Source organism: Streptomyces sp. NPDC021212, assembly GCF_044332925.1.
GTDB lineage: Bacteria > Actinomycetota > Actinomycetes > Streptomycetales > Streptomycetaceae > Streptomyces.
Genome location: NZ_JBIRPZ010000001.1, coordinates 525,438 through 538,211, shown reverse-complemented (window position 1 = coordinate 538,211; position 12,774 = coordinate 525,438). Strand labels below are relative to the sequence as shown.

The window sequence follows — 12,774 nt, the reverse complement described above, 5'->3', positions numbered from 1 at the left end:
CCGATCCCTGAACACCCGCTCCCGTCGATCGCCGTTGAGCAACCGTCCCACCCGCAAACACGGCGTCGGGGCGCGTACGCACGAAACCGCCCGCCGAAGGCCACGCGGGGGCCTTCAGCGGGCGGTCGGGGAGTCGGTCGGGCGGTCGGGGTGTTCGGGCGGACAGTCGGTCGGTTCGGCCGTCAGATACGGCCGCCCGTCATCCGCGTGACGGGACCGTGGCCGCTGCGCTCCGCGTGGCGGCCCACGGCGTAGGAAGCCGCGCTGAGGGCGGTGACCCCGGCCGCGGCACCGGCCGCGATGAGCTTGCGGTTCTTCAGGACTGTCCAGGCGGTCGAGGCGGCAGAGGTCACCTGCCCAGCCGCCGAACTCACGCCCTTCAGCGTGGTCGTCACGGCGGTTCCGGCCGACTCGGCCGCCTTGCCCGCCGTGGCACCCACCGAGGTCACGGCGTTGCCGACGGCACTGCCCGCACCGGCCGCGGCGCGTCCCGCGCCCGTTCCGGCGGACTTGGCGGCATCGGCGGTCGACTGGCCTGCGGACTCCGCCTTCGACGCCGTCTTCTCCGCCGCCTTCGCGGAGGTCTCCTTGGCCTTGGCGGCTGTCGCCTTCGTGACCTTGGTGGCGCGGTCGGTCGATTCGTTGTTCGCTCCTGCGTGAGCCATGGTGTGCGAATTGCCCGATCCGGCCGATGCAAACAAGGCATGAAGATTCCGATGAGGTCTCATGGCCATCGGGCGCCTGCACACCCGCAGCCCGACCGGTGCCCTGTCGGCACAGTTCCATTCGTTCGAGTGAACGGCGATCGGTTGCTGCCGTACGCGTGGGTCATCGACCGCATAGTGGGCCGGCGGCCGGACACGCAGCTCCGGTCATGGACCGGAAGGGGACACGGTTGATGCGCACAGAGGCCACCAAGCGGGTCGCGCTCGTCTTCTCCCTGCTCGACGCCGATGCCAACGGTGTCCTGGAAGCCGATGACTTCGAGCTGATGGCGGGCCGCGTCGTCGAGGCGGCGCCCGATGCGGACGAGGCGGCCAAGGACGCGATGCGCGCGGCCTTCCGTCAGTACTGGACGACTCTGCGCAGGGAAGCGGACACCAACGGAGACCGCGAGATCACCTTCGAGGAGTACGCCGCCTGCGTACTCTCTCCCGAGCGGTTCGACGCGACGATCGGCGCGTTCGCCGAGGCGCTGGCCGCGCTCGGGGACCGGGGCGGCGACGGGACCGTCGAACGTCCCGCATTCGTGGCGCTGATGACGGCCATCGGCTTCGATCGCGCGAACATCGACGCCCTCTTCGACGCCTTCGGCCCCTCGGACACGGACCGGATCCGGGTGGCGACCTGGGTCGACGGGATCAAGGACTACTACGCCCCGGGCAAGGCGGGAATCCCCGGCGATCGCCTGGTCCCGGACACCGCGGTCTGACCACGCGTGACGACGGCCGGGGGAGGCGTGGAAAGTGGCGTCGGGCAGACGGCTCTCATGGTCGCCGCGGCGCGGGCGATCGAGGCCCACCGCCCCGACGCGCTCGCGCGGGACCTGTACGCGGAGCACTTCGTACGCGCCGCCGGGCAGGCGTCCGCGCACTGGCCGGTGCGGCCCCAGCAGGTGCCGGGCGGAGACGCCGATCCCCTCTGGGGGCGGCTGGGACGCTACTTCGGCCTGCGGACCAGGGTCCTCGACGACTTCCTCCTGGCCCGGGCGCGCGCGGGCACCAGCCAGGTGGTCCTGCTCGGGGCGGGGCTCGACTCACGGGCGTACCGCCTCGACTGGCCGCCCGGGTGCACGGTCTTCGAGATCGACCACGGGTCGGTCCTCGCGTTCAAACACCGGGTGCTCGACGGACTGGGCGCCATGCATCGGGCGGAGCGCGTCACGGTCGCGGCCGATCTACGGCTCGACTGGGCCGGGGCGCTCACCGCCGCGAGCTTCGATCCGGCCCGGCCGACCGCCTGGCTGGCGGAGGGACTTCTGCTCTACCTGCCCCGCGCCGCCGAACAGCTCCTCATCGACACGGTGGACGGGTTGAGCGCGCCGGGGAGCGCCCTCGCCTACGAGGCGAAGCTCGGCACGGAATCGGCGGCGGTCCGCGACAGCCCGGTCTACTCGGCGGCACGGCACCGGATCGGTGTCGACCTGCTCGCCCTGTTCGACGGCGAGCCACGGCCCGACTCCGCCGGAGCCCTGACCGCGCGGGGCTGGTCCACGACGGTCCGCACCCCGTTCCACTTCACCCGCCGCTACGGACGCGGCCCGCGCCCCGAGCGGCACGACGCCCTGGCCGCCAACCGCTGGGTGTTCGCGCACAGTCCGGGCAGGTGACGCAGTCGCACGCCCAGGCGACTGCGCCACCGCGCCGTCTGCGCCGGATGTACTCCGACAGCGAGATCCCCGCCAGCGCGGAGAACATCCGGCGGAAGTGGTACTCCGACGTCACCGCGATCCGCGCCAGCTCGGTCGCCTCGATCCGCTGATCGAGATGCGACTCGATGTGTTCCAGGGCCTCGTTCAGCCGCTCCAGCACCTCGGTCTCCTTCCCTGACGACCTTCACGTGAGGAAGGCCGCACCCTGCCGGACCCGACATCCTGTGCCCGGTCCGCTCGGGTGGCCTCGACCCGGCCGCGGGGCACAGCCGTGGGTGGGGCCCATCAGGGAGGAGATGGGCCCCAGATGGGCGGTGGCGAGGTTGGCCGGCATGATGACCAGCGAGATGAGTTCGGCGTGTGCCGCGATGCGCAAGGGCCGCAGGTGCACGGTCACACTCCCGTGGTGGAGCCGGGGCGGATGATCATCAGGATGGTGACAGCGGCCCACAGGAGGTTGAACACGCCGGTGAGCATGGCGAGGCGGGCCGGTGCACGGGTGGCGGTGGCGGCGGGGGCCCGGGCCGCGGTGAGGGCACCGTCCTGGGCGGGCAGGATCAGCAGGGCCAGGACGGCGGCGGCCGCGGCGGTCAGGATGATCGAGGCGATCAGCCATGCGCTGCCGAGGACGCCGAGGCTGCCGGCGGTGCCGAACCCGAAGAGGGGTACGGCGATCCCGACGGCGGCGTAGACGCGGCCCGCACCTCGACCGCCTTGATGCGGCCCTGCTCGTGCAGGCTCCGGGCCTGCTCCCACCCGGCGGCGCGCATTCGCCCCTTGGGGCCGGTCGCGGCGAGCGGCAGCTTCTCGGTCAGGGGGCCGTCCACCGGCCCGTAGCCGTAGAGATTGCCCAGCGGTGGTAGGGCGGTGCGGCACAACAGTGGATCGTGGCAGCGCCTTGCGCCGCCGCGATCAGGCTCTTGTGCCGGAGAGTCAGGAGCGTGCTGCAGCCTCGGCCGATACCCTCCACCGCCGCCCTCAGCAGATGCCGTCGCCCGGCTTCGGATTGCCGAGCCCGAAGAGCGGCCGCAGCTTCAGCCCGGCCCAGGTGCCGAGGAGCGCGAAGGCGCCCCAGAGCCAGCCGTGCAGGCTGCCGGAGGCGATGCCCGCGAGGTACGCGCCGATGTTGCAGCCGCCCGCCAACCGGGCGCCGATGCCCATCAGCACCCCGCCGAGCACCGCCGCGACCGCCGTGCGCCACGGCACGCCCCGGTGGAGCGTCCACGTGCCGCCGAGCGCGGCGGCGGCCGCCGCGCCGATCATGATGCCGATGTCGGTGAGGCTGGTCTTGTCGCCGAGCACCGGCCCGGCGAGCATCTCCTTGTTCCCGGGCTGCTGCCACCAGCTCCAGCTCTCCGGGTGGCCGCCGATGGCGCGTACCAGCTCCGATCCCCACAGGCTGAAGGCGCTGGTGACGCCCCACGCACCGCCGGACACCAGCAGCACTCCGGCCCCCAGCACACCCAGTGCCAGGGCGCCGACGGCCAGCGGCCACGAGCCGCGCAGCACGCGGGCGGCGGCACCGCGCGCGGAGGGCACCGGGCCGGTCGGCGGCGGGGTGCGGCGGGCCTGCACACGACGGCTGGCCAGGACGACGCCGGCGAGCACGAGGATCGTCACCGCCCAGGAGCCGAACCAGCCGATGTGGTCGGCCATGAGGACCGGCTCCAGCGCGGGCAGGTCCTTCCACAGGTCGAACTGCCAGGCGGCGAGGGTCGCGCCGCCGATGAAGCCACCGAGGGTGAGCACGATCGAGGACTGTCCCGAGCCGACCGCGAAGAGGGTGCCGGAGGCGCAGGCGCCGCCGAGCTGCATACCGACGGCAAAGACGAACGAGCCGATCAGGAGCCCCAGTCCCAGCGGGTCGGCCGACGGCGCCGGTACGGATCCGAACAGCCCGGTGCCCGTGCCGATGAGCAGGGCGAACAGGGTGGCCGTGGTGCCGAGCAGCAGGGTGTGGGCGCGCAGCCCGGTGCCGTTGCCGACGGCGACCAGCTGCCGCCAGGCGGAGGTGAAGCCGAAGCGGGAGTGGAAGAGGGCGATGCCCAGTCCGAGCCCGAGCAGCAGCAGAACACCGGGCTTGGCGCCTTGGGCGGACCACACGTACGCGGTCAGCGCCACGGCGAGCAGCCCGGACACGGCGAGCGGCGCCCGGCGCACGGGCGGCGCGGCGGGGGCCTCCGGCCGGGGCGCGGAGGTGGGCGAGGGGGACAGCAGTGCGGCGGTCTTCGCCGCCTCGGCGGGCGGGGCGGTGGTCACGGGCGGGCTCCGGGGGGGACGTTCGGGAAGGCGAGCGGGCGACGACGGGGTACGGTGCCGGGCAGCCTTCGAGGATACGTTCCCCCGTCAACTATCCGGAACCGCAGGTCACCGGCCGGGCTGTGGAGTGGGCCACAGCGTGGGGACGGCGGCGCGAAAGAGCCTTGCGGCGGGCCGCCGCCCCATAGTCCGCTGACCCTCATGAGGAGCACGAGGGCCATGAGGGCTTTGAGGAAGCGGAGCGCTGCCACGGTCGTCGCCACCCTGGTCGTGGGCTCGCTGTGTGCGGGCGCACCGCATCCGCGCGCTGAGGCCGCCGAGGCCGGCATCGACCTCGATACGGTGACGATCCCGGAGTTACAGGCGCGCATGGCGGGTGGTTCGCTGACCTCGTCCGCCCTGACCACCGCCTATCTGCGGCGCATCAGGGACATCGACCCCACGATCCACGCGGTGTTGCGCACCGACCCGACGGCCCTGCGCCAGGCGGCCGCCAGCGACGTCAGACATCGGCGGGGCGACACCCGTGGCCCGCTCGACGGGATCCCCGTCCTGCTCAAGGACAACGTGAACACCAGCGGCATGCCCACGACGGCCGGGTCACTGGCGTTGGCCGGCCGCCCGCCGGACACCGACGCCGCTCTGGTGACCCGGCTGCGCGACGCGGGCGCGGTGATCCTCGGCAAGACCAATCTGTCCGAGTGGGCGAACTTCCGTGCGGCGAAGCCGACGTCGGGGTGGTCGGCGGTGGGCGGGCAGACCAACAACCCGTACGTACTGGACCGGAATCCCTGCGGTTCCTCCTCCGGTTCGGCCGCGGCGCTCGCCGCGTCGCTGGCGCAGGTGGCGATCGGCACCGAGACGGACGGCTCGATCGTGTGCCCGGCCGGGATGAACGGGGTGGTCGGCCACAAACCCAGCCTCGGCCTGGTCAGCCAGGACGGAGTAGTGCCGATCTCCGCCGAGCAGGACACCGCGGGGCCCATGGCACGCAACGTGACCGACACCGCGCTCACCCTCGCGGTGCTCAGCGGTGGCGCCACCGCACACCGCCCGGACGAGCCGGCGCGCCCCGGCCGCCTGCGCGGCAAGCGGATCGGTCTGTGGCGGCTGCCCTCGCTCGGTGCGGAGGTGGACGCCGTGATGACCCGTACCGCCAAGGAGCTGCGGCGGGCGGGAGCCGAGGTGGTCGAGGTGACGCCCCCGTACCAGAAGCGGCTCGCCGAGCTGGAATTCCCGGCGCTGCTGAGCGAGTTCCATCGGGACATCGATGTCTACCTCGCCACCCGTGAGGGGCCGCGCGACCTCGCCGAGCTGGTCGCGTTCAACCGCACCCACCCGGCGGAGCGCACCTGCTTCGCCGGTCAGGAGCTGTTCGAGCAGGCCCTTGCCGCGCCGTCCACCGCCGACCCCGAATACCGGGCCATGCGCGCCGAGTTGAAGGACCTCTCCCGGCGTTCCCTCGACGAGACCATGACCGCCCACCGGCTGGACGCCATCACCTCGCCGACGAATCCGCCCGCCTGGACGACGGACTGCGCACGGGGCGACAACGATGTGATCCCGTCCTCGACCCCCGCGGCCGTGGCCGGATACCCGTCCCTGTCGGTCCCGGCCGGGTGGGTGGGCGAACTGCCCGTGGGTCTGCTCTTGATGGCCGGTGACCATCAGGACGGCACGCTCCTGTCGCTGGGGGCCGCGGTGGAGCGGCGGCTGCACGCCTGGCGGGCACCGCGCTATCTGCCGTCGGTGACGCCCTAGGCGGGGTCAGCTCTCGTACGCGCGGATGGCGGCGACCTTCTCCGCCGAGGGGGACGTCTCGTCGAAGCGCTGCGCGAGCCAGTCGTCGGTGAGCGCGCGGGCGAGTTCGAGTCCGATGACGCGCTGACCGAAGCAGAGCACCTGGGCGTTGTTGCTGAGGACGGAGCGGCGTACGGAGTAGCTGTCATGGGCGGTGACCGCGCGGATGCCGGGGACCTTGTTGGCGCTGATGGCCACGCCGAGGCCGGTGCCGCACACCAGGAGGGCGCGGTCGGCTTCGCCGTCGGCGACGCGGCGGGCCGCCTCGACCGCGACGTGCGGGTAGGCGGTGTGCTCGTCGCTGCCCACGCCGACGTCGATGACCTCGGCGACCCGGGAGTCGGCGAGCAGGTCCTGTTTGAGGGCTTCCTTGTAGCCGTAACCGGCGTCGTCGCAGCCGACGACGATGCGGAACGGGGTCGCGGTGGTCATACGGCATCGCTTCCTGTGGTCGCGGGTACGGTGGCGACCGCGGTCAGCACCGCGGCGAGGGAGGTGGCTCCGGGGTCGGGGGTGCCCACGCTGCGGTCGGCGAGGGGACGGGCGCGGCCGAGGCGGGGGCGCAGGACAGCGGTGTGCTCGGCAGCCGCACGGGCCGCGGCCGCGGCCGACGCGTACGCCTCGGTCACCGGGACTCCGGCGCGCAGTTCTTCGGCGAAAGCGGTGGCGAACGGGGCGAGGGCGTCGACCAGGGTCTTGTCGCCCACCTCGGCCCCGCCGAGGGAGGTGACGGCGGTGAGGGCCTCCGTGGCGGCGGACGCCAGCTCCTCGCGCCCGGGCGCCCGGTCCGCCGGGAGTACGGCGCCGAGCGCGCGCAGCGCGGCGCCCCACAGCGCGCCAGAGGTGCCCCCGGCTTCCGCCGCCCAGGCGTCGCCCGCGGCGGACAGCAGCGCTGCCGGGGCGAGCCGTTCGGCATGGGCCTTCTCGGCGGCGGCCAGTGCCGCGTCGACGCCCTTGCACATGCCGCGGCCGTGGTCGCCGTCGCCCGCCACCGCGTCCAGCCGTCCCAGGTCCTCCGCGTCCCGGTGCAGCACGTCGCGGGCGGCGCGCAGGGCGTGGACGGCCAGTCCGGCCACCCCGACCGCCGCGCCGGACGCGGTGGCGGCGGGCCGGTCCCGGCGGCGCGGGGCGGTGGCGGGCCGTACGGCGTCGTCGGTCAGGGAGTCGGCCGCGGAACCGGCCGGGGAATCGGCCCGGGGCTCGGGCGGGGCGCCACGGCGGAAGGCCGGGGTGTCGGCGGGCGCGCGCCACAGCCGTTCCAGCTCGTCGTCCAGCCAGGTCAGGGTGAGGGAGCAGCCCGCCATGTCGAGGCTGGTGACGAGTTCCCCGACCTCGGGGCGTACGGGGGTGAGCCCGGCCTCGGCCAGCAGCCGGGCCACGGCACCCCACAGCACGTACAGCTCCTCGTACTTGGTGGCGCCGAGACCGTTGAGGACGACGGCGACGCGGTCACCGCCGCCCGCGGGCCGTTCTTCCAGCAGCCCGGTCACCAGGGCGCGGGCCAGCTCCTCCGCCGTGCCCAGGACGTCCTCGCTCACGCCCGGTTCGCCGTGGATGCCGAGGCCGAGGCCGAGACGGCCCTCGGGGACGGTGAACAGGGGTGCTTCGCCGCCCGGCAGGGTGCAGCCGTCGAAGGCCACGCCGAGGGTGCGGGTCCGGGCGTTGGTGTGCTCGGCGACGCGGACGACCTCCTCCAGCGGGGCGCCCTCCTCGGCCGCCGCCGAGGCGGTCTTGAAGACGACGAAGCCGCCCGCGATGCCCCGGCGCCGTGCCGTCTGGCCGACGGGTGCGGAGGCGATGTCGTCGGTGACGGCGAAGCAGCGGGCGGGTATGCCATCGCCCTCCAGCTGCCGTGCCGCCAGCCGGAAGTTCATCACGTCACCGGCGTAGTTGCCGAAGAGGAAGAGGACACCGCCGCCCGCCTCCGCCGCCTCGGCGACCGAGCGGGCACGGGCGGCCGACGGCGAGGTGAACACGTCGCCGATGACGGAGCCGTCGGCGAACCCGGGGCCGACCACGCCGCAGAAGGCGGGGTAGTGGCCGGAGCCGCCGCCGGTGAGCACGGCCACCTTCCCCTCGGGAGTGGCGCGGGCGCGCACCACGCCGCCGGGCACGGCCCGTACGTGGTCGGGGTGGGCGGCGGCGAACCCGGTGATCATGTCGTCGGTGAACCGGGCGGGATCGTTGAAGAGCCTGGTCATCGTGTGCTCCAGCCGTCGCGTGCGGCATCGAGTGCGAGCCGGTAGTCGGCGTAGCCCTCGGCGTAGTGGTCGATCAGCCCGGCTGCAGCGCGCACGGTGCGGCGGGGGGCGCGCCAGGCGGCGGTGTCGACGGGCATGCCCAGGGAGTGCCAGGCGGTCTGGGCGGCACCGCGGATGCCCACGGCGTCGTCGCAGACGTCCAGGTCACGGCCGAGGACTCCGGCGAAGATGCGCGCCCATTCCCCGGAACGCGCGCCGCCGCCGCACGCGGTGATGGAGCCGCAGACGCCGAGGGTCTCCATACAGTGCCGGGCCGAGTAGGCGACGGCCTCGCACAGCGCCCGCACCAGGTCGGCGCGGCCCGCCAGCGGGGAGAGGCCGTCGAACCGGCCGCGGGCCCGCGCGTCGACGAAGGGGGCGCGCTCGCCACTGGCGGACAGGAACGGCAGCGCGGTGACGCCGGAGGCGCCGGGCGGGGACTGGACGAGCAGCGCGTCCAGCGCCTCGATCTTCACGTCGAGCAGTTTCAGCAGCCAGTCCAGGCCCGCGGTGCCGATCATGGCGGGCATGACGCGCAGGAACCGGCCCTCGTACGGGGTGGCCAGGACCATTCCGGCGGGTTCGTCGGTGGCGGCCGGGCGTGGCTCGCTGTCGAGGATCTGGGCGGCGAGGGTGGTGCCGATGATGAGGTTGCCCTCGCCGGGTTCGGCCACTCCCGAGCCGAAGGCGCAGGCCGGAATGTCGAACGGACCGGCGGAGACCGGCAGCCCGGCGGGCAGGCCCAGCCGCCGGGCGGCGTCGGGCAGCAGCCGGTGCAGGGTGCCGGGCGGTGCCGGGTCCGGCAGCAGCCTGCGGTGGTCGGACAGTCCGCACAGCTCGAGCGCGGTCTCGTCGTACGTACGCGTGGCGACGTCGAGGAACGGCTGCGAGGCGTCGGAGGCGTCGACGGTCACCGCGCCGGTCAGCCGCTGGACGACGGCGTCCACGCAGTACCCGGCGACGTGCGCCGCCGCCAGCCGCTCCGGCTCGTGTTCGGCGAGATGGGCCAGCAGGGGCGCGGCGGAGCCGGGGAACAGGCCGACGCCGGTGCGCCGGTGCAGGGCGCGCAGGGTGCCGTCGGCGGTCCACCGGTCGAGCCGGTCCGCGGCCCGGCCGTCCATCCAGGACACCGCGCGGCCGACCGGTGCGCCGGTGGCGTCGCGCAGCCACAGGCCGTCGCCCTGCCCGGTGAGGGCCAGCGCCTCGACCGGTTCCCCGTTCATCTGCGCGGCGTCGGCGAGGGCCGCCCGTACGACGGTCTCCACGGTGCCCACGACGTCGTCCAGGTCCTGTTCGACGCGCTGGCCGGGCAGGGTGTAGACGGTGCTGCGGGCCTCGTGTGCGGGGGTGGTGCGGCCGTCCTGGGAGATCAGCTGGGCCTTGGTGACCGACGTCCCGATGTCCACTCCGACGATCATGATCGGCCCCCGGTGGTCAGCACCTCCGGGTTGGCGAGGTGGCGCAGCGGGTCGCCGCGCAGGAAACGGGCGGCCTCGGCGCCGGTGATCGCGGCGGCCCGGTCGGCGGTCTGCCGGGTGGCGCCCGCCAGATGGGGCGTGGTGATGACGTTGGGGGCGCGGTGCAGCGGCCAGTCGGCCGGGGGCGGTTCGACGTCGTAGACGTCGAGGGCGAGCGCGCCGAGCCGGCCGGACTCCAGCAGACCGGGCAGCGGCGCGTAGTCGAGCAGATCGCCGCGGGCCGAGTTGACGAGGACGGCGCCCTCGGGCAGCAGGGCGAGGTTGCCGGCGTTGAGCAGATGCCGCGTCTCGGGGGTGACCCGGGCGTGCAGGCTCACCACGGAGCTGCGCCGCAACAGGTCGTCCAGCTCGGTGAGTTCGACACCGTCGGCCTTCGCCCGGTCCGGGTCCGCGTACGGATCGGATACGAGGACGTGGGCGCCGAAGGCCCGCAGCACGCGGGCGACGATCGCGCCGATGGCCCCGTACCCGACGAGGCCGACGGTGGCGCCGTCGAGTTCAAGACCGGCGTTCTCGTAGGCGTAGTAGTCGCCGCGCCACACGCCCTCCTTGAGGGCGGCGTCGGCGAAGGTGATGCGGCGCAGGGCGGCGAGGATCAGCCCGACGGCGAACTCGGCGGCCGCGGCGGCGTTGCGCCCGGGGGTGAAGGTGACGGGGATGCCGGCGGCGGTGGCGGCGGCCACGTCCACGTTGACGGGGCCGCCGCGGGCCACGCCGATGAACTTCAGCCGGGGTGCCGCGCGGATGACACGGGCGGTGAAGGGAGCCATCTGGGTGAGGGCGACGCTCGCGTCACCGAGCGCCTCCAGCACCTGTTCCTCGGTGCCGCTGGCCTCCTTGACGCCGCCGTTTCCCCGCTCGTCGGCCCCCACGGGGCCGAAGGGCTCGTGGGGCCAGCGGGTGCGCAGCGTACGGAAGTCCAGCTCGGCGGAGGGCAGGGCCTCGCTCAGGGCGGCGGAGAAGAGTTCGGGGGCGACGAAGTCGTCACCGGCTACCAGAACGGTGGTCATGTCCGGTCACTCTCCTCGGGCGTCGAGCTTGCTGAGCAGGAAGTCCCGCACGGCGCCGTGGTCCGGGGAGCGGAAGGCGGCGGCCGCGAGAGCGTCGTCGGCCGGCGGGTACTGCGGGTTGGGGATGGCCACGACGGTCATACCGGCGGCCGCGGCCGCGCGGAGTCCGTTGCTGGAGTCCTCGACCGCGAGACAGCGCTCCGGGGCCACGCCGAGTGCGCTCGCGGCGGCGAGATAGACGTCCGGGCTCGGCTTTCCGCGCGGCACCTCGGCGCTGGAGACGGTCGCCTTGAAGTGGTGGTCGACACCGTGATGGACGAGGACGGCGTCGATGACCCGGCGCGGCGCGGAGGAGGCGAGCGCGACGGGTCCGCGCTCGGCGGTGGCGGTGATCATCTCGCGGGCTCCGGGCAGCAGCTCGATGCGCCCGTCGGTCAGCGCCCGGACCATGCCGTCGACGACGGTCCGCTCGGTGTCGGCGGCGGAGCCGCCCGCCCCGCAGAACGTGGTGAGGTAGGCGGCCCACTCGGGGGCGCTCATCCCCTGGACGTCACGGGTCTGGTCCGGGCCCCAGGATCGGCCATGGGCGGCGGCGTACGCGGTCCACAGCTCCTCCCACAGATGCTCGCTCTCCACCAGCACGCCGTCCATGTCGAAGACCACTGCGTCGGCCATGCGTACCCCTGATCTGCTGGCTGATGATTCCGTCGCAGCGAAATTAACAGCCATGGTGTGAGTTGTCACTGGTTCCATGTGAGAAATTGGCACGGCAGGATGGAGCCATGACTCTCCCGTCTTCGCGCGGTGCGCGGCAACAGCGACACCAACTGATCGTCGACCACGTCCTGGCCCGGGGGGACGCCACCGTGGCCGAGCTGGCCGAGCTGACCGGCGTCAGTCTGATGACGGTCCACCGGGACATCGCCGAGCTGGCGGATCGCGGCATTCTCCGCAAATACCACGGTGGCGTCTCCGCGCAGCCCTCGATGGTCTTCGAGTCCAGTTCGGACTTCCGGCTGCACGCGCACACCGAGGAGAAGCAGGCGCTGGCCCGCGCCGCGTTGTCGTTCGTGGCGCCGGGGATGTCGGTGATGCTGGACGACTCGACCTCGGCGCTGGCCCTGGCGCAGCTGTTGCCCGAGGTGGGGCCGCTGACCGTGGTGACGAACTACCGCCTGATCACGGAGGAGCTGCGGAACGCCGAGGGCATCCGGCTGATCTGCGTGGGCGGCGAGTACTCGCGCACCCATGACTCGTGGATCGGGCTGCCTGCGATCGACATGGTCAGCGGCATCTCCGTCGATCTGACCGTGCTGTCCACCTCCGGGATGACCGCGGACATGACGTTCCATCAGGAGCAGGAGATCGTCAGCATCAAGCGGGCGGCCCGGCAGGCGGGCGCGACGAGCGTCCTGCTCATGGACCACAGCAAGGTGGGCCGCCGGGCGCTGCATCGGCTGGAGAGCGTGGACTCCTTCGACCATGTGCTGCTGACCGGCCCGGTGGACGAGGAACTGCTGCGGGAGATGCGGGAGCTGACCGATGTGCGGGTGATCGAGGTGGGTAATTAACATCGCCGCTCGTTATTTTCACCAAGACTCTTGATATTTCTCTCG

At 73.3% G+C, this 12,774-nt stretch carries 12 protein-coding genes and 1 pseudogene; 4 read left to right on the top strand and 9 right to left on the bottom strand.

What is annotated here, in order from left to right; translation table 11 throughout:
- Positions 1-182: 182 nt before the first annotated feature.
- Positions 183-665, bottom strand: a complete 483-nt coding sequence (locus tag ACH4SI_RS02140; RefSeq protein WP_398291519.1) for a hypothetical protein — start codon at positions 663-665, stop codon at positions 183-185.
- 233 nt (positions 666-898) lie between these two features.
- Between ACH4SI_RS02140 and ACH4SI_RS02135 the strand changes: the two genes are divergently transcribed.
- Together ACH4SI_RS02135 and ACH4SI_RS02130 are read left to right on the top strand one after the other, a co-directional pair.
- Positions 899-1,432 carry an EF-hand domain-containing protein gene (locus ACH4SI_RS02135; protein ID WP_398291517.1) on the top strand — a complete coding sequence of 178 codons (534 nt, stop codon included), beginning with the start codon at positions 899-901 and terminating at the stop codon, positions 1,430-1,432.
- A 57-nt stretch (positions 1,433-1,489) separates the two neighbouring features.
- On the top strand, positions 1,490-2,329 hold the full coding sequence (locus ACH4SI_RS02130; RefSeq protein WP_398292322.1) for a class I SAM-dependent methyltransferase: 840 nt from the start codon (positions 1,490-1,492) through the stop codon (positions 2,327-2,329).
- A 34-nt stretch (positions 2,330-2,363) separates the two neighbouring features.
- On the opposite strand, the pseudogene ACH4SI_RS02125 reads toward ACH4SI_RS02130, so the two are convergent.
- From ACH4SI_RS02125 to ACH4SI_RS02115, 3 genes and pseudogenes are all read right to left on the bottom strand, one after another.
- A pseudogene (locus tag ACH4SI_RS02125) lies at positions 2,364-2,531 on the bottom strand (AraC family transcriptional regulator); the annotation flags it as partial.
- Between the two features lie 233 nt (positions 2,532-2,764).
- Entirely contained in the window at positions 2,765-3,127 is a 363-nt protein-coding gene (locus tag ACH4SI_RS02120) for a hypothetical protein (RefSeq protein ID WP_398291515.1), read from the bottom strand.
- A gap of 222 nt (positions 3,128-3,349) precedes the next feature.
- Positions 3,350-4,630, bottom strand: coding sequence for a YeeE/YedE family protein (locus ACH4SI_RS02115; RefSeq protein WP_398291513.1), 1,281 nt, complete (start codon positions 4,628-4,630; stop codon positions 3,350-3,352).
- Positions 4,631-4,858: 228 nt separating this feature from the next.
- Here ACH4SI_RS02115 and ACH4SI_RS02110 point away from each other — a divergent pair, with 228 nt between their 5' ends.
- Positions 4,859-6,391, top strand: a complete 1,533-nt coding sequence (locus ACH4SI_RS02110) for an amidase (protein ID WP_398292320.1) — start codon at positions 4,859-4,861, stop codon at positions 6,389-6,391.
- Between the two features lie 6 nt (positions 6,392-6,397).
- Here ACH4SI_RS02110 and ACH4SI_RS02105 read toward each other — a convergent pair whose 3' ends face one another.
- From ACH4SI_RS02105 to ACH4SI_RS02085, 5 genes are read right to left on the bottom strand one after another with little or no spacing between them, the layout of a single operon-like run.
- Positions 6,398-6,862 (bottom strand): ribose-5-phosphate isomerase, encoded by a 465-nt coding sequence (locus tag ACH4SI_RS02105; RefSeq protein ID WP_398291511.1) that lies wholly within the window; start codon positions 6,860-6,862, stop codon positions 6,398-6,400.
- Positions 6,859-8,631, bottom strand: coding sequence for a dihydroxyacetone kinase family protein (locus ACH4SI_RS02100; protein WP_398291509.1), 1,773 nt, complete (start codon positions 8,629-8,631; stop codon positions 6,859-6,861). The genes ACH4SI_RS02105 and ACH4SI_RS02100 overlap by 4 nt, the downstream gene beginning before the upstream one ends.
- On the bottom strand, positions 8,628-10,088 hold the full coding sequence (locus ACH4SI_RS02095) for an FGGY family carbohydrate kinase (protein WP_398291507.1): 1,461 nt from the start codon (positions 10,086-10,088) through the stop codon (positions 8,628-8,630). The genes ACH4SI_RS02100 and ACH4SI_RS02095 overlap by 4 nt, the downstream gene beginning before the upstream one ends.
- Positions 10,085-11,158 carry a 2-hydroxyacid dehydrogenase gene (locus tag ACH4SI_RS02090; RefSeq protein WP_398291505.1) on the bottom strand — a complete coding sequence of 358 codons (1,074 nt, stop codon included), beginning with the start codon at positions 11,156-11,158 and terminating at the stop codon, positions 10,085-10,087. The genes ACH4SI_RS02095 and ACH4SI_RS02090 overlap by 4 nt, the downstream gene beginning before the upstream one ends.
- Before the next feature lie 6 nt (positions 11,159-11,164).
- Positions 11,165-11,833 (bottom strand): HAD family hydrolase, encoded by a 669-nt coding sequence (locus ACH4SI_RS02085; RefSeq protein ID WP_398291503.1) that lies wholly within the window; start codon positions 11,831-11,833, stop codon positions 11,165-11,167.
- Positions 11,834-11,940: 107 nt separating this feature from the next.
- Here ACH4SI_RS02085 and ACH4SI_RS02080 point away from each other — a divergent pair, with 107 nt between their 5' ends.
- Complete coding sequence (locus ACH4SI_RS02080; protein WP_398291501.1) at positions 11,941-12,729, top strand: DeoR/GlpR family DNA-binding transcription regulator; 789 nt, start codon at positions 11,941-11,943, stop codon at positions 12,727-12,729.
- The last annotated feature ends 45 nt before the right edge of the window (positions 12,730-12,774 follow it).

Excerpts from the sequence above, each read along its gene's own strand:
- ACH4SI_RS02140 (WP_398291519.1), bottom strand. The coding sequence starts at position 665 with ATGGCTCACGCAGGAGCGAACAACGAATCGACCGACCGCGCCACCAAG.
- ACH4SI_RS02135 (WP_398291517.1), top strand. The coding sequence starts at position 899 with ATGCGCACAGAGGCCACCAAGCGGGTCGCGCTCGTCTTCTCCCTGCTC.
- ACH4SI_RS02130 (WP_398292322.1), top strand. The coding sequence starts at position 1,490 with ATGGTCGCCGCGGCGCGGGCGATCGAGGCCCACCGCCCCGACGCGCTC.
- ACH4SI_RS02105 (WP_398291511.1), bottom strand. The coding sequence starts at position 6,862 with ATGACCACCGCGACCCCGTTCCGCATCGTCGTCGGCTGCGACGACGCC.
- ACH4SI_RS02100 (WP_398291509.1), bottom strand. The coding sequence starts at position 8,631 with ATGACCAGGCTCTTCAACGATCCCGCCCGGTTCACCGACGACATGATC.
- ACH4SI_RS02095 (WP_398291507.1), bottom strand. The coding sequence starts at position 10,088 with ATGATCGTCGGAGTGGACATCGGGACGTCGGTCACCAAGGCCCAGCTG.
- ACH4SI_RS02090 (WP_398291505.1), bottom strand. The coding sequence starts at position 11,158 with ATGACCACCGTTCTGGTAGCCGGTGACGACTTCGTCGCCCCCGAACTC.
- ACH4SI_RS02085 (WP_398291503.1), bottom strand. The coding sequence starts at position 11,833 with ATGGCCGACGCAGTGGTCTTCGACATGGACGGCGTGCTGGTGGAGAGC.
- ACH4SI_RS02080 (WP_398291501.1), top strand. The coding sequence starts at position 11,941 with ATGACTCTCCCGTCTTCGCGCGGTGCGCGGCAACAGCGACACCAACTG.